Below are 21,633 nucleotides of genomic sequence, written 5' to 3'. Positions count from 1 at the left end.
ATTGAACTCCTTGTCTTCATTCGTTGACCGCGGCGCGGATGACGGCGATGCCCTGTGCCTCGATGTGTCGACAGGCATCCGCATCGAGTCCCTCGTCGGTGATCAGGGTATGAATCCGTTCCCACGGTAGTTCCAGATTGGGGATGCGCCGACCGATCTTGTCGGATTCGACGAGCACCACGACTTCGCGCGCGACTTCGGCCATCACCCGCGATAGCCCCAGCAATTCGTTGTAGGTGGTGGTTCCGCGCCCCAGGTCGATACCATCGGCACCGATGAACAATTGATCGAAATCGTAGAAACGCAACACCTGCTCGGCGACCTGACCCTGGAAGGATTCGGAGTGCGGGTCCCAGGTACCGCCGGTCATCAGGATCGCCGGCTCGGGCTCCACCTCGCGCAGGGCATTGGCGACCGACAGCGCATTGGTCATCACGACCAGCCCCTCGCGTCCGCCCAGTTCGGGGATCATCGCTGAGGTGGTGGTACCGCTGTCGATGATGATGCGATTGTGAGCACGGATACGCGCACTCGCCGCCCGCGCGATCGCTATCTTTCGAGGCGAAAGCGGAGAATTGGCCTCGGTCAATATCTCGCTGGGCAGGGGTACGGCACCACCGAAGCGGCGCAATAGCAGGCCACTCTTCTCCAGAGTAGCGAGATCCTTACGCACGGTGACTTCGGAGGTTATGAAGTGACGGGCGAGCGTGTCGACGCTAGTTTCACCCTGCTCATTCACGTAGGCCAGCATGGCATGGCGACGCTGGGCAGTATCGCGTTTGGGCATATCATCCTTATTCACGAAAGATATATCTTCCGAAACGAAACAATACGCTTATAAAACGCGATTCAATATCTTCGGTCAAGCGCCGCCCGGCGGCGAGGAGAAAAATCCTCCACCCGCGATGAACAACGTCATGCCAAGGGCGACGCTCCCTGGGACGCGAGCGCCGCCGTTCGATACTCAGGAAGGCTTACGAGGCCGCTGCCAGCCCGCACGCGTAGTCTGACGCGGGCGTGCTACCGCCAGGGCCCCGGCATCGACATTCTTGTTGATGGTCGAGCCGGCCCCGACCGTGGCGCCATCGCCCAGCGATACCGGTGCCACCAGGGCGGTATTGGAGCCCACGAAGACATCGTCGCCGATCTCGGTGCGGTGCTTGTTGGCGCCGTCGTAATTGCAGGTGATGGTGCCCGCACCGACATTGACGCCACGCCCCAGCCGAGCATCGCCGACATAGCTCAAATGATTGATCTTGCTACCTTCACCAACGTCAGCGTTCTTGGTCTCGACGAAGTTGCCCACCTTGCTGTCGCAGGCCAGGCGCGTGCCGGGACGCAAGCGCGCGAAGGGCCCGATGTGGGCGCGTGATGCCACCTCGGCGCCGTCGATGATGCTATGCGCCTCGATGACCGTCTCCGCCGCAATATGGCTGTCGCGGATCAGCGTATAGGGGCCCACGCTGACGCCATCGCCGAGCGTTACCTCACCCTCGAACACGCAGCCCACGTCGATGAAGACATCATGTCCGCAATCGAGGCGGCCACGCACATCGAAACGCGCGGGGTCGGCCAGCGCCACGCCTTCGGTCAGAAGACGCTCGGCCCGATCACGCTGATAGGCGCGCTCCAGGGCCGCCATCTGCACACGGTTGTTGACGCCTTCGACTTCCAGCGCCGAAGCAGGCGCGGCCGTGGCAGTCTCGATTCCTTCGGCCGCTGCCATGGCGAAGATGTCGGTCAGGTAATACTCTCCCTGAACGTTCTCGGCGGAGAGCCGAGGCAACCAGCGCTTGAGCTGCGCTCCGGTGGCGGCGACGATGCCGGTGTTGCATTCGGTGATAGCGCGCTGGGCCTCGCTGGCCTCCTTGTGTTCGACGATGCCCGTAACACGACCTTCTTCATCGCGCACGATCCGCCCATAACCGCTGGGATCGGCCAATTCAACAGTCAGAAGGCCGAGGCGGGTCTCATCCACCTCGGCAAGCAACGCCGTCAAGGTCTCGGCCCGGATCAGCGGGACATCACCGTAGAGGATCAGCACCTTGCCGTCGCCCATGTTCTCTAGGGCCTGGGCCACGGCATGACCGGTGCCCTTCTGTTCGGCCTGCAGGGCGAAACGCACCTCGCGGCCGCCGAGCTCGGTCTCGACCTGCTCGGCACCGTGGCCGATCACCACGTGCGTACGCGTCGCACCCAATTGCTCAGCGGTATCCAGCACATGCGTCACCATCGGCTTACCCGCCAACGGATGCAGGACCTTGGGCTTGGCCGAACGCATCCGCGTTCCCTGGCCGGCGGCAAGTATCACCACGTCTAACGTCATCGCTGTCGTCCCTATGCATCTCTTGAAGAAGATAGGCGTATTCTACGGCGGGCGGAAGGCGCTACCAAGCGACATGCGTCATGTCTCGGTGCCGCCCACGAAAAAGGCGACCCTTGGGTCGCCTTCATGATTGCGGCATCTCGTGCGACGCCTAGCCTCGACCGCCCTTCTCACGCAGCTGCTGGATGGTCCGCAACTGTGCCACGGCTTCCGCCAACTCGGCGGCCGCCCGGGTGTAGTCAAGATCGGACTGCTTGTCGCCCATGGCCCTCAAGGCCTCCTGACGAGCCTCTTCGGCGGCAGCCTCATTGAGATCGTGCGCCCGCGTGGCCGTATCGGCCAGTACCGACACCACCTCCGGTTGAACCTCCAGGAAACCGCCGGTGACGAAGTACACTTCTTCCTCGCCATCTTCGCGCGTCACGCGTATCGGCCCCGGCTTGAGCTCGGTAAGCAGCGGTGCGTGACCATGCAGAATACCCAGATCGCCCGACACGCCGGCCGCCACTAACTGCTCGGCGTTGCCGGAGAAGATGGCCTTCTCGGCGCTGACGATGTCGCATTGGAAGCTAGCCATCGCTATCTCCTCGTTCATGGAAGCATCGGGCACGGCGCGCAATGACGCCGTCCCTACCACTCCCGAATGGGCATGGCCTTACTTCATGTTTTTGGCTTTCTCGACAGCTTCGTCGATGGTGCCAACCATGTAGAAGGCTTGTTCAGGCAGTTCGTCGTACTCACCGTCGAGGATACCCTGGAAGCCGCGGATAGTCTCCTTGAGAGAGACGTACTTGCCGGGTGCCCCGGTAAACACCTCGGCGACGAAGAACGGCTGCGACAAGAAGCGCTGGATCTTGCGCGCCCGTGCCACGGTCAGCTTATCTTCATCGGCCAACTCGTCCATCCCCAGGATGGCGATGATATCCTTGAGCTCCTTGTAACGCTGCAACACGCCCTGCACACCGCGCGCGGTGTTGTAGTGCTGTTCGCCCACGGTCAGCGGATCGAGCTGGCGCGAGGTGGAATCCAGCGGATCGATCGCCGGGTAGATACCCAACTCGGCGATGGAACGCGCCAATACCACGGTGGCATCCAGATGCGAGAAGGTGGTCGCCGGTGACGGATCGGTCAAATCATCCGCCGGTACGTAAACCGCCTGCACGGAGGTGATGGAGCCTGACTTGGTCGAGGTGATGCGTTCCTGAAGGACGCCCATTTCCTCGGCCAGCGTCGGCTGATAGCCCACCGCGGACGGCATGCGGCCCAGCAGCGCCGACACCTCGGTGCCTGCCAGGGTATAACGATAGATGTTGTCGACGAACAACAACACGTCACGCCCGTCATCACGGAACTTCTCGGCGATGGTCAAGCCGGTCAGGGCCACACGCAGACGGTTCCCGGGCGGCTCGTTCATCTGGCCATAGACCAGCGAGACCTTGTCGAGAACGTTGGATTCCTGCATCTCGTGGTAGAAGTCGTTACCCTCGCGAGTACGCTCCCCCACCCCGGTGAAGACGGAATAGCCACTGTGCTCGGTGGCGATGTTGCGGATCAGCTCCATCATATTGACAGTCTTGCCGACGCCGGCACCACCGAACAGGCCGACCTTGCCACCCTTGGCGAACGGGCACACCAGATCAATGACCTTGATACCGGTTTCCAGCAGCTCTTCGGAAGCTGTCTGATCAGCATAGCCCGGCGCCTTGCGGTGGATCGGCATGCGTTCGTCTTCACCGATTTCACCGGCTTCGTCGATAGGCTCGCCAAGCACGTTCATGATGCGTCCCAGCGTGGCCGTGCCTACCGGTACCGAAATCGCCGCCTGCGTATTGGCGACGTCGAGGCCACGCTTGAGGCCTTCGGTGGTGCCCATGGCAATGGCACGCACGACGCCGTCACCCAGCTGCTGCTGTACTTCCATGATGGTCTCGGTGTCGGAGACCTTCAGCGCGTCGTAGACCTTGGGCACATCGTCCCGCGGAAACTCTACGTCAATCACCGCGCCGATGATTTGTACGATACGTCCGCTCATGTTGGTTCCTCTAATACCTGCAAATGAAACCTGCTTCGCCTGGGCCCCGAGGCAACCCGCGTGGGCAGCCTCGGTGGGACCTGCGTCGTCATACGGCGGCGGCGCCGCCGACGATCTCTGAAATCTCCTGGGTGATCGCGGCCTGACGGGCCTTGTTATAGACCAACTCCAGATCATCAATCAGATTGCCGGCATTGTCGGTCGCGTTCTTCATCGCGATCATCCGCGCCGCCTGCTCGCAGGCCACGTTCTCGACCACGGCCTGGTACACCTGTGATTCCACATAGCGCACCAGCAAATGATCGAGCAGGGTCTTGGCGTCCGGCTCATACAGGTAGTCCCAGCTGCCGCTGGCACGTGTCTCTTCTTCATCGTCGTCCGCTGGCGCCTGCAGAGGGAGCAACTGACGTACGACCGGCTTCTGGGTCATGGTGTTGACGAATTCGTTGTGCACCACATAAAGCCGATCCAGTTGTCCCTCATCGAAGGCCTTCAGCATGACGCTAACGCTCCCGATCAGATCATCGACGGCCGGGGCTTCACCCAGACCGCTCTTGCCCGCCACCAGATTGCCGCCATGGTTACGAAAGAACACATTGGCTTTAGAACCAAGGGCCGCATAATCGACCTCGATGCCCTTTTCGTGCCAATACTTGGCTTCACGCGTCACGGCCTTGAACACGCTGACGTTCAGGCCACCCGCCAGACCACGGTCACTGGAGACCACAATATACCCTACGCGCTTGACCTCGCGCTCGATCATGTACTCATGACGATACTCGGGATTGGTCTTGGCAATATGGCTTACCACGCGCCGAATCAACTGGGCGTATGGCTGGCTGGCCGTCATGCGTTCCTGCGCCTTGCGCATCTTCGACGCAGCCACCATCTCCATGGCACTGGTAATTTTCTGCGTGTTCTTGATGCTTCCGATCTGGGAGCGAATTTCTTTTGCAGCTGCCATCTCGATATCACCCTCTTGCGAGCCGCTCAGCTAGGATTGCCGACCCGGTCTTTCACCGGATCTGGTATCACCAGGTCTGAGTGGACTTGAACGTCTCGAGGCCGGACTTGAGGCCCTGTTGGATATCGTCGTCGTACTTGCCGCTCTGATTGATCTTGTCCATCAGTTCGGCATGCTCGGATTTCATGTACGCCTGCAGCGCTTTCTCGAAATCCAGCACTTTGTTGACCTCGACATCTTCCAGGAAGCCTTCGTTAGCGGCATACAACGTCACCGCCATTTCGGCCACCGACATCGGCGAATACTGATTCTGCTTCATCAGCTCGGTGACGCGTTGGCCGTGTTCAAGCTGCTTGCGGGTTGCTGCATCGAGATCCGAGGCGAACTGCGAGAAGGCCGCCAGTTCTCGGTACTGCGCCAAGGCTAGACGCACGGTGCCACCAAGCTTCTTGATGATCTTGGTCTGCGCCGAGCCGCCCACACGCGATACCGAAAGCCCCGCATTGATGGCCGGACGCACCCCGGAGTTGAACAGGTTGGTCTCGAGGAAGATCTGACCATCGGTGATCGAGATCACGTTGGTCGGCACGAAGGCCGAGACGTCGCCGCCCTGGGTCTCGATAATCGGCAATGCGGTCAATGAACCGGTCTTGCCTTTAACCTCACCGTTGGTGAGTTTCTCGACATGATCGGCATTGACGCGTGCTGCACGTTCGAGCAGGCGAGAGTGAAGATAGAAAACATCCCCCGGATAAGCTTCGCGGCCCGGTGGACGGCGCAGCAGCAGCGACACCTGGCGATACGCCACGGCCTGCTTGGAGAGATCATCATAGGTGATGAGAGCGTCTTCGCCACGGTCGCGGAAATACTCGCCCATGGTACAGCCGGAGTAGGCCGCCAGGAACTGCATCGGCGCTGGATCGGCGGCGCCGGCAGCAACGATGATGGTATGCTCCATGGCATCGTGCTCTTCGAGCTTGCGCACCATGTTGGCAATGGTCGACTGCTTCTGGCCGATGGCGACGTAGACGCAGGTAACGCCCTTGCCTTTCTGGTTGATGATGGTGTCGATGGCGATCGCCGATTTACCGATCTGGCGGTCACCGATGATCAGCTCGCGCTGGCCACGACCGATCGGCACCATGGCGTCGATGGACTTGAGACCGGTCTGGATCGGCTCATCGACGGACTGACGAGTGATGACGCCCGGCGCGACCTTTTCCACCGCGTCGGTCATCTTGGTGCCGAGTTCACCCTTGCCATCGATGGGATTACCCAGCGCATCGACCACACGGCCGATCAGTTCCGGGCCCACCGGCACCTCGAGGATACGACCGGTACACTGCGCGGTCATGCCCTCTTCGAGCTGCAGATAGTCACCGAGCACCACGGCGCCTACGCTGTCACGCTCGAGGTTGAGCACCATGCCGAAGATGCTGCCGGGAAACTCGATCATTTCGCCGAACATCGCGTCGGCGAGACCATGGATCTTCACGATACCGTCGGAAACGCTAACCACGGTACCTTCGTTGCGGGCTTCGGATGCGACATCCAGCTTTTCGATACGCTGTTTGATGATGTCGCTGATCTCGGAAGGATTCAGTTGCTGCATGCCATGTCCCTCGAACTCAAGCGGAAAGTGCGTTGCGTAGACGGTTCAATCGACCGCGTACCGAACCGTCGATGACGGTATCGCCGGCACGCAGGATCACGCCGCCCATCAGCGCACGGTCCACCTGAGTGGTAATGGAGATTTCGCGGTTGAGACGCTTCTTAAGCGCAGTCGCGAGCTTGTCCTGCTGTGCGGCATCCAGATCGAAGGCGGAGACGATGGTCACATCCACCCGCTTCTCTTCTCGAGCGCGCAACGCCTCGAACTGCTCGGCGATCGCCGGGAGGGCGGCGAACCGTCCTCGCGAGCCAACGGTACGGAGAAAGTTGCGAAGAGACTCATCGAGTTCTCCACAAACCTCGAGCAACAACTCGGTCTTCTGTCCTCGGGACAGTTTCGGGTTGCCCACCACCTTGGCGTTGAAAGCGGTGTCAGCCACCGCTTGCGCCGCCGACGCCAGGTGTCCGGACCAGGCTTCAAGCGCCTTTTGATCACGCGCATATTCGAACGCCGCCTTGGCGTACGGACGAGCTACGGTAGACGTTTCAGCCATGCCTCACCTCCTCAGAGCTCAGCCGCGAGCTTGTCGACCAACTCACGATGCTTAGCTTCGTCAATGGAGGAGTCGAGGATACGCTCGGCCCCTTGAATGGCGAGTGTCGCCACCTGGGTCCGCAACTCTTCTTTAGCACGCTGCGTCTCCTGCTCGATCTCGCCGCGAGCGCTTTCAATCATGCGCTCCCCTTCAAGACGAGCGTTGTCACGCGCTTCCTCGATCATCTGGTTTGACCGCTTATGGGCTTGCTCGATGATCTGGGCCGCCTGCTCCTTACTCTCCTTCAACTGCTCAGCTGCTTGCTCCTGAGCCAGTTCAAGGTCGCGAGTCGCACGGCTGGCCGCATCCAGGCCATCGGCGATCTTCTTTTGCCGCTCCTGCAGCGCCTGCATGACCGGTGGCCATACAAACTTCATGCAGAACCAGACGAAGACCGCAAAGGCTATGGCCTGACCGATCAGGGTTAGGTTCAGATTCACGCCAGCACCTCTCGCATCACAAGTTTGGGGTTAATGTCACCGTGGCCCATGGGCCAGACGGCAAAGTTAACCGACAAACGGATTGGCGAAGGTGAAGAACAGCGCGATCCCCACACCGATCATGGTCACAGCGTCGAGCAGACCGGCGACGATGAACATCTTCACCTGCAGTTGCGGAATCATTTCCGGTTGGCGTGCCGCACCTTCGAGGAACTTGCCGCCGAGGATGCCGAAACCGATGGCGGTGCCCAATGCACCCAGGCCGATCAGCAGGGAGACGGCGATAGCGGTCATGCCCAGAACTTGTGCTTCCATGATTGACTCCAGTCTATTTTAAAGTTTAAGGGGTTGGGGTTGAGAAAACCGGTTAATGCTTTTCCGTCGCCATGCTCAGATAGACGATCGTCAGCATCATGAAGATAAACGCTTGCAGAGTGATGATCAGAAGGTGGAAGGTCGCCCACGCGAAATGCAGAGGCAACTGCCACAAGCCGATCATGGCGATCAGGATGAAGATCAGCTCGCCTGCATAGAGGTTGCCGAACAGCCGTAGTGCCAGCGACACGGGCTTGGCCAGCAGTGTCACCGCTTCCAGCAGGAAGTTGGCGGGAATCAGCAAGGCCTGGACGAACGGATTGGAGGCGTTGAACGGGTGCAGTGTCAGCTCAGCCACGAAGCCGGATAAGCCCTTTTCACGGATGCTGTAGAAGATGATCAGGGCGAATACCGCCAGCGACATGCCCAGCGTGGCATTAACGTCGGTGGTCGGTACGACCTTGAAATAGACATGCGCGGGATCGGCCCCGAACCAGGCACCGATTTTTTGCGCCAGCATCGGCAGGAAGTCCACCGGCACCAGATCCATGAGGTTCATCAGAAAAATCCAGCAGAAGATCGTCAGCGACAGCGGCGCGATCAACTTGCTCTTGCCGTGAAACGTCTCGCGGACCGAGTTATCGACGAACTCGACCATCATCTCGACGAAGTTCTGCAGGCCACTCGGCACACCGGTGGTCGCGGTCTTGGCGACCATGCGGAATACCCACAGGAATAAGATCCCCAGGCCGATCGACCAGGCCATGGTATCCAGGTGAATGGCCCAGAACCCCATTTCCTGGGCTTCCTGCGCGGAATGTGCCAGTCCCAACCCATGCTCCGGATGCAACCCGAAGGTCATGTTCTGCAGGTGGTGCTGGATATACTCCGAAGACGTCGGATTGTTGCCTGCCATTGAGTAAGCCTCGAGTTCAAGTGCGCGACGGTCGATGCAACAGCCAGGGTCCCAGCCAGTGCACCAACTGCGTCACCACGTAAGCGCCAAAGAAGAAAGCGGGGTTTGAGGGAGGCACGGCTACGAATACCGCGATGAACAATGCCGCCGTCAAACCGAACTTACCAGCCTCGGCTCGGTAGAAACTGTTTACGATGTTGCGCGCTTGCGATGCTCCCTGATGACGAAAGGTCAGCCAGGCAAAAAAGACGTTGGGCAACCAGGCAACCAGACCGCCCGACAATGTCGATAACGCCGCTTCAGGCGTATGCCAGATCAACGTGGGTGCCGACATTCCCAGTGCCATGCACAACTGCAACATCAGCAAGGGAAACAGTCGTGGGCCCTTGAGCCTGGCCGGTGCCGTTTTATGCATGGCGTCGGTCTTACCGTCCTCTTGTTGCTGGTGTCGTCACCCTGACAAATCTTGGCGGATTATAGGGGAGGGCCTAGTGGCCTTCAACAGAATATGGGCCGATTTAGCGCGATCTGACAGTTCGTTACCACTAAAGGGGCACGAAAAGACGATAAATAACGTTAACGCGCTAAACGTTGACTGCGGCATTTTGTCACACTAGCCGCGTATCCCGCGGCGGTATCCCGTCATTGGATATGGCCCAGGATGCCGTCCAGTTCATCTAGACTCGTGTAGCGAATGGTGACACGCCCCTTGCCGGAGGCCCCATGCTGGATCTTGACCGGTGCACCGAGCAGTTCGGCGAGACGCGTTTCGAGCCGCGCCACATCGGTATTGCCCGACGCGCTCGGCGTGGACTTGGCGGCCTCCTTGCCGCTGGCGTTCTGCTTGGCCAGCGTTTCGGTCTGGCGCACGGTCAGATCGCGCTCGACGACCTCACGCGCAATGCTGCGCTGGCGCGCGGCGGGCAGGGTCAACAGAGCACGCGCATGCCCCATGTCCAGATCGCCACGTTCGAGCAATGTCTGCACTTCCTCGTCGAGGCTCAACAAGCGCAGCAGGTTCGCCACTTGCGCGCGCGATTTGCTTACCGCATCGGCTACCTGCTGCTGCGTGAGTTCGAAGTCGTCGAGCAGACGCTTCAGCGCCATGGCTTCTTCCACCGGGTTGAGGTTTTCGCGCTGGATGTTCTCGATCAGCGCCAAGGCGAGGGCGGCTTCGTCGCTGACCTCGCGCACCACGGCAGGGATGACATCGAGCTCTGCGAGCTGCGCCGCCCGCCAGCGTCGTTCGCCGGCAATGATCTCATAGCGAGACTCGCCCATCGGTCGAACCACGATGGGCTGCATAACGCCCTGGGCACGAATCGAATCGGCCAGTTCCTCGAGCGACTCGGGCTGAATATCGCGCCGTGGCTGATACTTGCCCCGGCTCAATTGTCCCAGCGGCAAGCGCCTCAGTTGCTCTTGTTCCTCGCTGGCAGCCGAGGCCTGAGCGGGTTCCAGCACGACGTCACCATCGACGTCGCCATCGATGGCGTCATCGCCAAGTGCATCGCGTTGACGCGCGCCTGCACCGATCAAGGCATCCAGGCCGCGTCCCAGTGCGCGTTTGCGCGTCATAAGTATTTCCTCGATTCGTCTCCCACTCGCCAGGGACGCATCATAGCGCCAGGCGGCGGATCAGTTCCTTGGCCAACACCCGATGGGCCTGGCTCCCCCGCGAAAGGCGCGCATACTTGGTTACCGGCAGGCCGTGACTAGGTGCCTCGGCAACGCGTACGTTACGCGGAATGCATGCCTTGAGCAGGGTGTCGCCGAAATATTGGCTCAACTGCTTGCTGACATCGCGCGTCAGGCTGTTGCGCGCGTCGTACATGGTTCGCACGATGCCAAAAATGCTCAGATCGGGATTCACGTTCGTTTGAATCTGCTCGACAGTATCCAGCAGTGCCGAGAGCCCTTCCAGTGCATAAAACTCACATTGCAGAGGAATTAGCACTCCGTCTGCGGCAGTCAGGGCGTTAACGGTCAGCATGTTGAGCGAAGGTGGGCAATCGATGATCACCACATCGTAACTATCGGCCACGCTTCCCAGGGCATTGCCCAGGCAGCGCTCACGTCCGTCACGCTCGAGGAGATCGACTTCGGCAGCGGTCAAGTCGCCATTGCCGGGCAGCAGGGCATAGCCGGCGTCGGGGCAATCGAGAATCACTTCGCTAGCGCGGCGCCCATCGAGAAGCACCTCAAGCACGCTCCCCTCGAGCTCATGTTTGTCGACACCACTGCCCATGGTGGTATGTCCCTGGGGATCGAGGTCGACCAATAGGACTCGCCGGTCCAGCGCGGCGAGACAGGCCGCGAGATTGACTGCGGTGGTGGTCTTGCCAACGCCACCCTTCTGGTTGGTCAAGGCGATTATCTTGGTCACGATCGACTCCCATTATCGACAACGCCCGAAAACGGCAGCGCTGGTGGCATTCAACTATGTCGCAGGCGCACGAGCACACGTTGCGCCTCATCGCCCGGCACCGCCAGCAGGCGGTTTTCGACGAGTGTCACCTCGCTCGGCAAGGCGGCAAGCTCCACCTCCATATCACGGCCCTTCATCGCCAACCACTCGCCATCCTCGGCCAACAAGGGGCGCGTCAGCGTGAGGAAGGTCGCCAGATCGGCGAAGGCCCGCGACACGATCTGATCGAAACCGCCATGCTCGAAGTTTTCGACCCGCGCTTGCACCGGCGTGACGTTATTTAGCCCCAACTCTAGAACGGCCTGGCGCTGAAAGCGTACTTTTTTGCCATTGCCGTCGAGCATGGTCACCGCCAGGCGTGGATCGAGTATCGCCAATACCAGGCCAGGCAACCCGGCGCCCGCACCAACATCAAGCAACGAAGGACCGCGCACGGTCGCCGCTATGCTGGCGCTATCGAGCAGATGGCGGGTGACCATCTGCTCAGGATCGCGTACCGCGGTGAGGTTATAGGCACGGTTCCACTTGTGCAACAACGCGAGCAACGCCAACAGGCGCTTACGGGCCATCGCATCGATTTCGACCCCGAGCGCGGCGAGGCCGGTATCAAGACGCGTTTCACAAGCTGGGGTCATGCATTGGCCGCCTGGAGGGACTGTTCATCGATCAGGCGACGCTTCTTGAGATGAATCAGCAAGAGTGACACGGCCGCCGGGGTGACCCCAGAGATACGTCCTGCTTGTGCCAGCGTCTCAGGCCGCGCAGCTTCGAGCTTCTGACGGATCTCGTTGGATAGGCCATCGATGCGTGCGTAGTCCAGATCCTCAGGCAGACGCAGTGTCTCATGGCGACGCAGACGCTCGATCTCGTCTTGCTGGCGCGCAATGTATCCCTGGTACTTGGCTTGGATCTGAACCTGGTCGGCGACGCTGGGATCGAGCGTGGGGGCGTCGTCGTCGAGGTCGGCATGCGTCAGTTCGGGCCGCTTGATTAGATCCGCCAGTCGGTATTCACGTGCCAAGGGCTTGTCGAGCTTGCTAGCGAGACGCTTGGCAAGTTCGCTTTGGGGCTGCACCCAAGTGTCCCGTAAACGTTCGGATTCTCGGGCGATGGCCTCGCGCTTGGTGGAAAAACGCTGCCAGCGCTCGTCATCGACGAGTCCCAGGTCCCGCCCGATCTCGGTGAGACGCAAATCGGCGTTGTCCTCGCGCAGCAACAGGCGATGTTCGGCCCGCGACGTGAACATGCGGTACGGTTCCTGAGTGCCCATGGTGATCAGGTCATCGACCAGTACCCCGAGATATGCCTCGTCGCGACGCGGCGTCCAGGCATCCTGTCCTTGGGCGCGTCGTGCAGCGTTGAGTCCCGCCAGCAAGCCTTGGGCAGCCGCTTCCTCGTAGCCGGTGGTGCCATTGATCTGACCGGCGAAGAACAGGTTGTGGATAAATTTGGTTTCCAGCGAATGACGCAGGTCGCGTGGATCGAAGAAATCATACTCGATGGCATAACCCGGACGGGTGATGTGTGCGTTCTCGAACCCCTTGATCGAACGGACCACCTGGAACTGCACGTCGAAGGGCAGCGAGGTCGAAATCCCGTTGGGATAGAGCTCGTGGGTATCGAGGCCTTCGGGCTCGACGAAGATCTGGTGACTCGACTTGTCCGCAAAGCGGTTCACCTTGTCTTCGATGGACGGGCAATAGCGCGGTCCGACCCCCCCGATGTCGCCGGAATACATCGGCGAGCGTTCGAGATTGGCATGAATGATCTCGTGGGTGTGGGCATTGGTATGCGCGATATGGCAGTTCATCTGGCGCGGATGCTGCTCGCGATTGCCGAGATACGACATCACCGGCGTCGGCGTATCGCCAGGCTGGGTATCGAGTACCGAGAAATCCACGCTTTTGGCGTCCAGACGTGGTGGCGTACCGGTCTTGAGCCGATCGACGTTGAACGGCAGGGCACGCAGGCGTTGTGACAAAGCGTTGGAAGACGGATCCCCGGCACGCCCGCCGGAGTGATTATCCAACCCGATGTGGATAACACCGCCGAGGAAGGTACCGGTGCATAGCACCACGCTTTCGCCGAAGACGCGAATCCCCGTCTGAGTGACGACGCCGCGGACCGTGTCGCCATCGACGATCAGGTCATCGGCGGCCTGTTGGAAGAGTGTCAGATGCGACTGGTTTTCCAGTTGGCTGCGAATCGCAGCCTTGTAACGGACGCGATCGGCTTGGGCCCGAGTCGCACGCACGGCGGGACCCTTGCGGGAATTGAGTACGCGAAACTGAATGCCGCCGAGATCGGTGGCATGCGCCATGGCGCCGCCCAAGGCATCGATTTCCTTGACCAGATGGCTTTTGCCGATCCCGCCGATGGCGGGATTGCAGGACATCTGGCCGAGCGTCTCGATGTTATGCGTCAGCAATAGCGTCTGACAGCCCATGCGAGCGGCAGCCAATGCGGCTTCGGTCCCCGCATGGCCCCCGCCGATGACAATGACATCAAAGCGGTCTGGGTAATCCACGTTACACCTCGAATCGCAGCGTATGACTGCGGTCGTGCATGTCGGCAAGTCTCATCGTCAGGCGATGAAGCTTGGCAAATAGTCGGACAGTATAAACCCCTTGTGAGTAACCGTCAGGGTTTTCCACACATGGATTGCCAGTGGATTGACTCGTCATCGGGTCTCTTATTAATAACAATATAGAATTTAAAAGAAGTTCTGTTGTTGTTGTTATTACTGGTCTCGGCGAAATCTGGGGATAAGTGAAAAAAATCGAGTCTTGATAGCTTGTTACGCTGTTCATCCCTGGTCGGAAAAAACACAAATAGCTTGCGCGGGAGCGGGGGATGGCCTGTGGATGGAAGTGGGGCTTATCCACACGTCAGATCGTGCACCACTTGTCCCCAGGCGCATACCGGATTCCTGCTCATAGTGGTCAACATTTAGCGGTATTGTCTCTTAATCCCAGCATGACGGGGCCGGTGACAAAAATGAGGGGGTTGTGACATCGAAGTTATGCACAGGAAAAAAATTGCCCTGTGAAGACAGAATGAAGCGCGGCGACCCTTGGAGGTCGCCGCATGATCGTGAGGTGGGAGCGCTATCTGAACAAAAAGCTAATGCTTGAGAACGCGAGAGAGAAAAGCTTGAGTGCGTTCGTGTTGGGGGCGATCGAAGACTTCCTGTGGCATGCCTTGTTCGACGATACGGCCGCCGTGCACGAAGATGGCGCGGTCAGCGACCTCGCGTGCGAAGCCCATTTCGTGGGTCACGATCACCATCGTCATGCCCTCGTTGGCCAGTTCACGCATGGCATCGAGTACTTCGCCGATCATTTCCGGGTCGAGAGCCGAGGTGGGCTCATCGAACAGCATCAGACGCGGTTCCATGGCCAATGCGCGAGCCAAGGCGACACGTTGTTGCTGCCCTCCGGAAAGCTGCCCGGGATACTTGTCGGCTTGATCGCTGATACCCACGCGTTCGAGCAGTCGATCGGCGATTTCCCAGGCCTTGGTGTTGTCGAGCCCGCGTACTTTCTCCGGGGCCAGTGTCACGTTGGCATGCACCGACAAGTGGGGAAACAGGTTGAATTGCTGGAAGACCATGCCGACTTCGGTGCGGATGGTCTGCAACGATTTCCCGCCCTTGCCGTGCGGTGTGAGTTCGTTGCCATCGACGACGATGCGCCCTGACTGGAACTCCTCGAGGCCGTTGATGCAGCGGATGAGTGTCGATTTGCCGGAGCCGCTGGCACCGACGATGACAACCACCTCGCCGGCGGTGATCTCGAGATCGATATCCTGCATTACGTGCAGGCTGCCGAAATACTTGTTGACCTTCTCCATCGTGACGATCGGAGCGGTGGCATCTTGCTGACTGTCATTCATGATAGGCGCCTCATTGTCCAACCAGGCCCTTGCGCTCGAGCAGGCGCAAGGCGAAAGAGAGACTCAGGGTGATCGCCAGATAGAGCAAGGCGACCATCAAATAGACCTCGAGCGCGGTGAAGGTGGTCGCGATATAGACCTGGCCCTGACGCACCAACTCGCCCACGCCGATGACCGAGAACAATGAGGTGTCCTTGATGCTGACGATGCCCTGATTGCCGAGCGCCGGGATCATGCGGCGTAGCGCCTGGGGCCAGATGATGTAGCGGAAGGTATCGGTTCGCGACAGGCCCAGCGACAAGCCGGCTTCGCGCTGGCCCTTTTCGATGGATTGCACGCCGCCACGCACGATTTCCGAAATATAGGCACCCGCGTTGAGGGCGATGGCAGCGATACCGGCAACCACGGCGTTGATCGGGCCGCCGAGGAGTTGCGGCAAGCCATAGAAGATGAACAGCACTTGCACGAGTACCGGCGTGCCGCGGAAGATCTCAATGTAGACCGTGGCTGGCCAACGTAGCAAGCGCAGCGGACTGATGCGTAGAAGGCCAAAGATGATGCCGATCAGAAAGCCGATGGCGAGGCCGCCGAACGAGATCAGCAAGGTCCAGGGAATACCAGTGAGAAGATGCGGGAGGGAGGCGATGGCCGCCTGCCAGTCGAACTGGAAAGTGACGTCCACGAAGGTGTCTCCAGGGCCGTGCCTCGACGTACGTGCGCGCTGAGGCGACGACGCTTACGGTGGATGATGAGCCATGAAAAGGGGCCGGGTGCATGGATCACCCGGCCCCTGAAGGATCGTCGTATTTATTCGGCGTCAGGCGCCTTGCCGAACCACTTTTCGTAGATATCGTCGTAGGTGCCGTCTTCACGCATCTCGCTGAGGGCTTCGTTAGCGGGTTCTACCCATTCGCTGCCCTTGGCGAACGCGATGCCGTATTGCTGGCCTTCATAGAGTGGCCCGACCACCTTGGCCTTGCCTTTGCCCTTGGTCTCGGCGAAGTAGCCGACGTTGGGCGCATCGTAGAATACGGCGTCGACACTGCCGCCCATGAGGGCCATGTACATGTCGGAACTGCCGGGATACGGGGTGATTTCGGCGTCGTCACCAAGTTCTTCCTGAAGGTAGTCGTAGCTCGTGGAGCCGATCTTGGTGCCGATACGCATGCCTTCGAGGTCGTCGAGTTCCTCGACGTCGTCGTTGCCGCTGGGGACCAGGATGCGCAGACCGCTGTCGTAGTACGGATCGGAGAAATCAACGATCTCACCGCGCTCGTCGGTAATGGTGATACCCGCGATGGCGATATCGACGTTACCGGTCTGCACGGCGGGGATGATGCCGTTGAAGTCCATGGTGTTGAGATCGATGTCGAAGCCGGCACGATCGGCGATGGTGTTGATGATGTCGATGTCGAAACCGACCATTTCGCCGCTATCTTCGTCCATCATCTCGAAGGGCACGAAGCTGGGATCGGTCGCCACGGCGAGCGTAGGCGTATCCTGGGCGAGGGCGGCACCGCTGGTACCGAGTGCCAGAACCAGGGCGGAAAGACGTAGTGGTAGATATAGTGGCAAGTGTTTCATAGCGTTCCCCGTTTGCTGTTGTTGATGGGACCGACCCTACATTGACGAGTCCCAGTGGGGGCGTCAAGTGAAGGAAGGGGAACGCGAAAGGGAGCAAAGAGGGGGCATCCGCGTGGCGGACGCCCGAGGCGCTGCAGGACTGCTCAGACGGCGAATGAGGCACCGCAGCCGCAGGTGGACGTGGCGTTGGGATTCTTGATGATGAAGCGCGCTCCGGCGAGGCTTTCCTCGAAATCTACCGTTGAGCCGACCAGGTATTGATACGAGAGTGCATCAATGATCATCGACGCGCCGCCATGTTCGATGACGGTATCCTCGTCGCCGACATTCTCGGCGAAATCGAAGCCGTACTGGAAGCCCGAGCAGCCTCCACCGGTGACATAGACACGCAGTTTGAGACCCGGCTTGCCCTCTTCCTCGACCAATACGCCCAGACGTTGGGCAGCGGTATCGGTCAAGTACATGGGTACCGGGACGAACGATTCAGCCCCGCTCATGGGTGACCTCCTTAAATCCATCGTGTGGCATATGGCTTCCCATTATCGTGAAAACCAAGCAAAACGGTCAACTTTATATTGCGCTGGAGTGCTGCCTACCGTCCTTCGCTAAGGTGTATGATAGGAAATACGCCATGTCAGGTTGCCATGGCGATGCCGGGGTGTGGCCATGCCGCGTGCCACGACCTCGGTGAAATTATCCGTTCATGGGAGATACGGTGTGCCTTCGCGTCGGTTTCGACCACCGTTCAAGTGGCCCAGTATGGAAGCTTTTCGTCGCCGCTTGGCAAGTGTTGATGCGTTGCCACAGTTATGTGTGTTGGGTGTTCTCTCGGGGCTTCTGACCGGCGGCCTGATGGTCGTCTTTCGGGGAGCACTGGAGTTTGGGGCGTTGGCCTTCATGCCTGATGGCGACCCCGAGGCCTTCGAGCGACTCGCAGTACCGCTTCGCGTGGTGTTGCCGTTGATCGCCGTGGCGCTGATCGGCCTGTGGCTGTGGCGCATGCCGACGAGCGCCGGCAAGATCGGCATCGGTCATGTCATCGAACGGTTGACCTATCATCAGGGCAAGATGCCGCTACGCAACTGGATCACCCAGTGGTGGGTAGGACTCGTGGCCCTGCTGGGTGGTCTGTCCGCAGGGCGCGAGGGGCCCGCCATTCATCTCGGTGCGGCGGCGTCGAGCTGGATCGGCCAGATCATGCGGCTGCCCCACAACAGCCTGCGTGTATTGGTGGGGTGCGGCACCGCGGCGGGCATTGCCGCATCGTTCAATACGCCGATTGCCGGCGTCATCTTCGCCATGGAAGTGGTGATGATGGAGTATACCATCACCGGTTTCATGCCCGTTATTCTGGCCTCGACCACCGGTGCCGTCGTTTCGCAGTTGGTCTACGGTTCCCAACCCGCTTTCTCGGTGCCTAGCGTGCAACTGGCCTCGTTGTTCGACTTGCCCTGGATTGCCGTTACAGCCTTGTTGATCGGGCTGGTGGCCGGCGGCTTCGTGCGTCTTGCCAGGCCTGCGGCGTGGAAAGTACGCCTACCCATGTGGGGGCGCTTCCTGGCAGTGGGTGTGGCCGTAGCGGCACTGGCTTATTGGTATCCCCAAGTTCAGGGGATGGGCTACGACTCGCTGGAGCGCATGCTCGTCGGCCAGCCGGCGCTGGATGTGCTGATCGCCGTGGCGCTCGGCAAGCTGGCGCTGACGGCACTGGCCATCGCCTTCGGGATCCCCGTGAGTATCATTGGGCCGATTCTGGTGGCGGGGGCGGCTCTGGGCACGTTGTGCGGGCTGTTGTGGGCCACGCTGATGCCGGAGCTGGCCTCGTCACCAGCGGTGTTCTCGCTGCTGGGCATGGCCGCCATGATGGGCGCCATTCTGCAGGCGCCCCTGGCAGCGTTGATGGCGCTTCTGGAGTTGACGCACAATTCGAGCATCTTGCTGCCGGGCATGCTGGCGGTGGTCATTGCGGTGCTGGTGGCGCGTCAGGGGTATCACTGCTCGGGTTTTTTCATCTCCACGCTCGATAGTCAGGGTCTGCATCCCTTGCAGCGCCCGTTGATGCAAGCCTTGTCAAGGATCGCGGTGCCCGCCGTCATGGAACGTAGCGTGGCGCGGGCACCGCGCGTGTTGTCGCGGGCCCAGGCTCAGGAACTGCTGGCCGGCAAACCTACTTGGCTGGTGGTCTCGCGCGAGAACGACAAACCCCCGGTGGGGCTCAAGGCCGCCGGGCTGGCGAGGCTCATGCTCGACGAAAAATGGCAGGATGAACTCCGCTTCGACCTGCTGGAAATCCCTGGTCAGCGTGTCGATCTGGCGCCCATTTCCTTGCAGGCAACGCTCTCGGAGGCCTTCGAGCAACTCAATAAATATGGCGTCGATGCGCTCTACGTCGAACATACCACGGCGCCGCTGATCCGCAAGATTTCGGGTATCATCACCCGCGACGCCATCGAGAACTACTACCGTAATAAATGACCCCTGCATTGCTCCGGGGCATTGTCAGCAAGAATATCGGACTCGCATTAAGGAATCGCCATGTATCATTGGATCTTATCGCTGCATCTGGTTGCCGTCATGACCTGGTTCGCGGCGCTTTTCTTTCTCCCCCGACTGTTCGTCTATCACGCCCAGGCGCGCGACCATGGCGATGAACAGGCAATAGGCTATTTTCTGACCATGGAGCAGCGTCTCTACAAGGGCATCATGCTGCCAGCGATGATCGCGGTGATCGTTCTGGGCGGGCTGCTGATCTATCTGGTGCCGAGCGTCATGAGTAATGGCTCGTTTCATGTCAAGCTTCTGCTGGTGGCATGTTTGATCGGCTACCATCATGTGTGTCTGGCCTACCTCAAGCGATTCGCGGCCTCGCGCTGTCATAAGAGCGCGTCATTCTTCAAGGCTTTCAATGGCATTCCCATTGTGCTGCTGCTGGCTATCGTCCTGCTCGTCGTGTTCCAGCCGTTTTGATGGCGACGCCAAGATTGCCGGCGGTGCTGGTGCTTGCGGGGCATGATCCCACCGGTGGGGCGGGGCTTACCGCCGATGCCGAAGCTATTCGCGCCTGCGGAGGCTGGCCGTTGACCGTACCCACCGCGCTGACGGTGCAGACCACGCGTGACGTACAGCGCGTCATGCCATGTTCGCGCGAGAGTATCGAAAGCGCCTGCGAGGCCTTGTTCGCGGATATCGAGATCAGCGCCATCAAGGTGGGGCTGATTGCCGATAGTGCATCCCTCGAGGCGGTCATCGCCGTGGTGAGCGCGCATCCCCATTTACCATTGGTCGTCGACCCGGTGATGCGTGCCGGTGGCGGCAGCTCACTGGCACCCGATGACACTGTATCGATGTTCTGCGAACGCCTGCTCCCGCTGGTGGATATCTTGACGCCCAATCGTCAGGAACTGGCGCGTTTGAGTACGGCTTCCGGCAGCGAAGTCGATCGAGTGGTGGAGTTGATGTCGCTGGGCGCGCAGGCGGTTCTGGTCACTGGTGCTGATGCTTGGGAAGATGAGACGTTCGTGCGCGATGAGGTTGTCCACACCCTGTATACCCCCGACAATAGTCGCCAATGGCGCTGGCCGCGGCTAGCGGGTGACTATCATGGGTCGGGATGTACCCTGGCGGCTTCGCTTGCTACGCGCCTGGCGTGTGGCGACTCCTTGATCGAGGCTTGCAGCCAGGCCCAGCGAGTGGCGTGGGATAGCCTGGTGCATGCGCAACGTCCCGGGCATGGCCAAGCGTTACCCGATCGCTTGTGGCGATTGCCGCCCTTCGAGAGCGAGGCGACATGACGGCGGACTGGACGCGCGGCATTTACGCCATTACCGATGCGACGCTTTTGCCAGACGATGAGCGCTTGTTTGCGGCGTGCGAGCGCGCCTTGAGCGCAGAGCCGGCGCTTCTGCAATACCGTGACAAGTCGGTGGATGCCGACAAGCGCTGGCGCCAGGCCGCGACCCTGGCGGGATATTGCCACGATGCCGGGGTCCCACTGATCGTCAATGATGATATTGCCCTGGCGGTGAGACTGGGCGCGCGTTTCGGCACCACTATCGGGGTGCATCTGGGGCAGCAGGATGGCGCGTTGGATGCTGCGCGCGAGGCCCTGGGACCTACAGCGATCATCGGCGCGACCTGCCACGCACGCTTGGATCTGGCCGAGCGCGCGGCGGCCGAAGGCGCCAGTTATCTGGCTTTCGGGCGTTTCTTCGTCTCGCGCACCAAGCCCGAGGCGCCACCAGCGCCCTTGACGCTGCTCGGCGACGCAGCGCGTTTCGGCCTGCCGCGTGTGGCGATCGGCGGGCTCGACGTCCACACTATGCGTCTAGCCCGGGAGGCCGGCGCGGAGTTGCTGGCCACGGTGCATGCGGTCTTCGGCGCCGACGATCCTTCCATCGCCATCAAGGGATTGCAGGCGAGTCTCGGCGATGCGGCACACCGATAAATTATCCACAGGCTCGAGCGGAGAGTTGTTCGACCTGTCCAGAGAGTTATCCACATTTCTAGCCAGACACAGCCAGAGGAAGT

23 protein-coding genes are annotated in these 21,633 nt (G+C 60.2%); 4 read left to right on the top strand and 19 right to left on the bottom strand.

Going from position 1 to position 21,633, the window contains the following annotated elements; genetic code table 11:
- Positions 1-16: 16 nt before the first annotated feature.
- The 19 genes from OP496_RS05120 to erpA all read right to left on the bottom strand — a co-directional run bounded on the left by OP496_RS05120 (position 17) and on the right by erpA (position 17,603).
- Positions 17-802, bottom strand: a complete 786-nt coding sequence (locus OP496_RS05120) for a DeoR family transcriptional regulator (RefSeq protein ID WP_280562431.1) — start codon at positions 800-802, stop codon at positions 17-19.
- A gap of 162 nt (positions 803-964) precedes the next feature.
- Positions 965-2,326, bottom strand: coding sequence for a bifunctional UDP-N-acetylglucosamine diphosphorylase/glucosamine-1-phosphate N-acetyltransferase GlmU (gene glmU / locus OP496_RS05115; protein WP_280562430.1), 1,362 nt, complete (start codon positions 2,324-2,326; stop codon positions 965-967).
- Between the two features lie 151 nt (positions 2,327-2,477).
- Positions 2,478-2,903 carry a F0F1 ATP synthase subunit epsilon gene (locus tag OP496_RS05110; protein WP_280562429.1) on the bottom strand — a complete coding sequence of 142 codons (426 nt, stop codon included), beginning with the start codon at positions 2,901-2,903 and terminating at the stop codon, positions 2,478-2,480.
- A 78-nt stretch (positions 2,904-2,981) separates the two neighbouring features.
- Positions 2,982-4,358: a F0F1 ATP synthase subunit beta gene (atpD, locus tag OP496_RS05105; protein WP_280562428.1), complete on the bottom strand. Its 1,377-nt coding sequence runs from the start codon at positions 4,356-4,358 to the stop codon at positions 2,982-2,984.
- 88 nt (positions 4,359-4,446) lie between these two features.
- Complete coding sequence (gene atpG, locus OP496_RS05100; RefSeq protein WP_280562427.1) at positions 4,447-5,322, bottom strand: F0F1 ATP synthase subunit gamma; 876 nt, start codon at positions 5,320-5,322, stop codon at positions 4,447-4,449.
- 67 nt (positions 5,323-5,389) lie between these two features.
- Complete coding sequence (gene atpA / locus OP496_RS05095) at positions 5,390-6,934, bottom strand: F0F1 ATP synthase subunit alpha (RefSeq protein ID WP_280562426.1); 1,545 nt, start codon at positions 6,932-6,934, stop codon at positions 5,390-5,392.
- 16 nt (positions 6,935-6,950) lie between these two features.
- Positions 6,951-7,487: a F0F1 ATP synthase subunit delta gene (locus OP496_RS05090; RefSeq protein ID WP_280562425.1), complete on the bottom strand. Its 537-nt coding sequence runs from the start codon at positions 7,485-7,487 to the stop codon at positions 6,951-6,953.
- Between the two features lie 11 nt (positions 7,488-7,498).
- Complete coding sequence (locus OP496_RS05085) at positions 7,499-7,969, bottom strand: F0F1 ATP synthase subunit B (RefSeq protein ID WP_280562424.1); 471 nt, start codon at positions 7,967-7,969, stop codon at positions 7,499-7,501.
- A gap of 66 nt (positions 7,970-8,035) precedes the next feature.
- Positions 8,036-8,284, bottom strand: a complete 249-nt coding sequence (gene atpE / locus OP496_RS05080; protein WP_011508579.1) for a F0F1 ATP synthase subunit C — start codon at positions 8,282-8,284, stop codon at positions 8,036-8,038.
- Between the two features lie 52 nt (positions 8,285-8,336).
- Positions 8,337-9,200 (bottom strand): F0F1 ATP synthase subunit A, encoded by an 864-nt coding sequence (gene atpB / locus OP496_RS05075; protein ID WP_280562423.1) that lies wholly within the window; start codon positions 9,198-9,200, stop codon positions 8,337-8,339.
- Positions 9,201-9,216: 16 nt separating this feature from the next.
- On the bottom strand, positions 9,217-9,615 hold the full coding sequence (locus OP496_RS05070) for an ATP synthase subunit I (protein ID WP_280562422.1): 399 nt from the start codon (positions 9,613-9,615) through the stop codon (positions 9,217-9,219).
- 227 nt (positions 9,616-9,842) lie between these two features.
- Positions 9,843-10,778, bottom strand: a complete 936-nt coding sequence (locus OP496_RS05065) for a ParB/RepB/Spo0J family partition protein (protein WP_280562421.1) — start codon at positions 10,776-10,778, stop codon at positions 9,843-9,845.
- Positions 10,779-10,818: 40 nt separating this feature from the next.
- Entirely contained in the window at positions 10,819-11,586 is a 768-nt protein-coding gene (locus OP496_RS05060; RefSeq protein ID WP_280562420.1) for a ParA family protein, read from the bottom strand.
- Between the two features lie 50 nt (positions 11,587-11,636).
- Positions 11,637-12,263: a 16S rRNA (guanine(527)-N(7))-methyltransferase RsmG gene (gene rsmG, locus OP496_RS05055; protein WP_280562419.1), complete on the bottom strand. Its 627-nt coding sequence runs from the start codon at positions 12,261-12,263 to the stop codon at positions 11,637-11,639.
- On the bottom strand, positions 12,260-14,155 hold the full coding sequence (mnmG, locus tag OP496_RS05050) for a tRNA uridine-5-carboxymethylaminomethyl(34) synthesis enzyme MnmG (RefSeq protein WP_280562418.1): 1,896 nt from the start codon (positions 14,153-14,155) through the stop codon (positions 12,260-12,262). Before mnmG ends, rsmG begins: the two co-directional genes overlap by 4 nt.
- Positions 14,156-14,751: 596 nt before the next feature.
- Positions 14,752-15,522, bottom strand: coding sequence for an amino acid ABC transporter ATP-binding protein (locus tag OP496_RS05045; RefSeq protein ID WP_280562417.1), 771 nt, complete (start codon positions 15,520-15,522; stop codon positions 14,752-14,754).
- Between the two features lie 10 nt (positions 15,523-15,532).
- A complete protein-coding gene (locus tag OP496_RS05040) occupies positions 15,533-16,204 on the bottom strand; it encodes an amino acid ABC transporter permease (RefSeq protein ID WP_280562416.1) in 672 nt (223 codons plus the stop codon).
- A 125-nt stretch (positions 16,205-16,329) separates the two neighbouring features.
- Complete coding sequence (locus OP496_RS05035; RefSeq protein ID WP_280562415.1) at positions 16,330-17,106, bottom strand: transporter substrate-binding domain-containing protein; 777 nt, start codon at positions 17,104-17,106, stop codon at positions 16,330-16,332.
- 143 nt (positions 17,107-17,249) lie between these two features.
- Positions 17,250-17,603 (bottom strand): iron-sulfur cluster insertion protein ErpA, encoded by a 354-nt coding sequence (gene erpA, locus OP496_RS05030; RefSeq protein WP_280562414.1) that lies wholly within the window; start codon positions 17,601-17,603, stop codon positions 17,250-17,252.
- Between the two features lie 262 nt (positions 17,604-17,865).
- Here erpA and OP496_RS05025 point away from each other — a divergent pair, with 262 nt between their 5' ends.
- Genes OP496_RS05025 through thiE form a run of 4 tightly spaced genes read left to right on the top strand, consistent with a single transcriptional unit; the run spans position 17,866 to position 21,550 of the window.
- The gene (locus tag OP496_RS05025) at positions 17,866-19,581 is read left to right on the top strand and encodes a chloride channel protein (protein WP_280562413.1); all 1,716 of its coding nucleotides are present in this window, start codon (positions 17,866-17,868) and stop codon (positions 19,579-19,581) included.
- A 60-nt stretch (positions 19,582-19,641) separates the two neighbouring features.
- A complete protein-coding gene (locus OP496_RS05020) occupies positions 19,642-20,073 on the top strand; it encodes a CopD family protein (protein ID WP_280562412.1) in 432 nt (143 codons plus the stop codon).
- Positions 20,073-20,897, top strand: coding sequence for a hydroxymethylpyrimidine/phosphomethylpyrimidine kinase (locus OP496_RS05015; protein ID WP_280562411.1), 825 nt, complete (start codon positions 20,073-20,075; stop codon positions 20,895-20,897). Before OP496_RS05020 ends, OP496_RS05015 begins: the two co-directional genes overlap by 1 nt.
- The gene (gene thiE / locus OP496_RS05010; RefSeq protein WP_280562410.1) at positions 20,894-21,550 is read left to right on the top strand and encodes a thiamine phosphate synthase; all 657 of its coding nucleotides are present in this window, start codon (positions 20,894-20,896) and stop codon (positions 21,548-21,550) included. Before OP496_RS05015 ends, thiE begins: the two co-directional genes overlap by 4 nt.
- Positions 21,551-21,633: the final 83 nt, after the last annotated feature.

Source organism: Chromohalobacter sp. 48-RD10 (assembly GCF_029889785.1).
Classification (GTDB): Bacteria; Pseudomonadota; Gammaproteobacteria; order Pseudomonadales; family Halomonadaceae; genus Chromohalobacter.
The sequence above is the reverse complement of the archived record's forward strand: the minus strand, read 5'-3'. Positions and strand labels throughout refer to the sequence as shown.

What these genes read in the sequence shown, in the direction of transcription:
- glmU (WP_280562430.1), bottom strand. Translation starts at nt 2,326, where the DNA reads ATGACGTTAGACGTGGTGATACTTGCCGCCGGCCAGGGAACGCGGATG.
- OP496_RS05110 (WP_280562429.1), bottom strand. Translation starts at nt 2,903, where the DNA reads ATGGCTAGCTTCCAATGCGACATCGTCAGCGCCGAGAAGGCCATCTTC.
- atpD (WP_280562428.1), bottom strand. Translation starts at nt 4,358, where the DNA reads ATGAGCGGACGTATCGTACAAATCATCGGCGCGGTGATTGACGTAGAG.
- atpG (WP_280562427.1), bottom strand. Translation starts at nt 5,322, where the DNA reads ATGGCAGCTGCAAAAGAAATTCGCTCCCAGATCGGAAGCATCAAGAAC.
- atpA (WP_280562426.1), bottom strand. Translation starts at nt 6,934, where the DNA reads ATGCAGCAACTGAATCCTTCCGAGATCAGCGACATCATCAAACAGCGT.
- OP496_RS05090 (WP_280562425.1), bottom strand. Translation starts at nt 7,487, where the DNA reads ATGGCTGAAACGTCTACCGTAGCTCGTCCGTACGCCAAGGCGGCGTTC.
- atpE (WP_011508579.1), bottom strand. Translation starts at nt 8,284, where the DNA reads ATGGAAGCACAAGTTCTGGGCATGACCGCTATCGCCGTCTCCCTGCTG.
- atpB (WP_280562423.1), bottom strand. Translation starts at nt 9,200, where the DNA reads ATGGCAGGCAACAATCCGACGTCTTCGGAGTATATCCAGCACCACCTG.
- OP496_RS05070 (WP_280562422.1), bottom strand. Translation starts at nt 9,615, where the DNA reads ATGCATAAAACGGCACCGGCCAGGCTCAAGGGCCCACGACTGTTTCCC.
- OP496_RS05065 (WP_280562421.1), bottom strand. Translation starts at nt 10,778, where the DNA reads ATGACGCGCAAACGCGCACTGGGACGCGGCCTGGATGCCTTGATCGGT.
- rsmG (WP_280562419.1), bottom strand. Translation starts at nt 12,263, where the DNA reads ATGACCCCAGCTTGTGAAACGCGTCTTGATACCGGCCTCGCCGCGCTC.
- OP496_RS05045 (WP_280562417.1), bottom strand. Translation starts at nt 15,522, where the DNA reads ATGAATGACAGTCAGCAAGATGCCACCGCTCCGATCGTCACGATGGAG.
- OP496_RS05035 (WP_280562415.1), bottom strand. Translation starts at nt 17,106, where the DNA reads ATGAAACACTTGCCACTATATCTACCACTACGTCTTTCCGCCCTGGTT.
- erpA (WP_280562414.1), bottom strand. Translation starts at nt 17,603, where the DNA reads ATGAGCGGGGCTGAATCGTTCGTCCCGGTACCCATGTACTTGACCGAT.
- OP496_RS05025 (WP_280562413.1), top strand. Translation starts at nt 17,866, where the DNA reads ATGGAAGCTTTTCGTCGCCGCTTGGCAAGTGTTGATGCGTTGCCACAG.
- OP496_RS05020 (WP_280562412.1), top strand. Translation starts at nt 19,642, where the DNA reads ATGTATCATTGGATCTTATCGCTGCATCTGGTTGCCGTCATGACCTGG.
- OP496_RS05015 (WP_280562411.1), top strand. Translation starts at nt 20,073, where the DNA reads ATGGCGACGCCAAGATTGCCGGCGGTGCTGGTGCTTGCGGGGCATGAT.
- thiE (WP_280562410.1), top strand. Translation starts at nt 20,894, where the DNA reads ATGACGGCGGACTGGACGCGCGGCATTTACGCCATTACCGATGCGACG.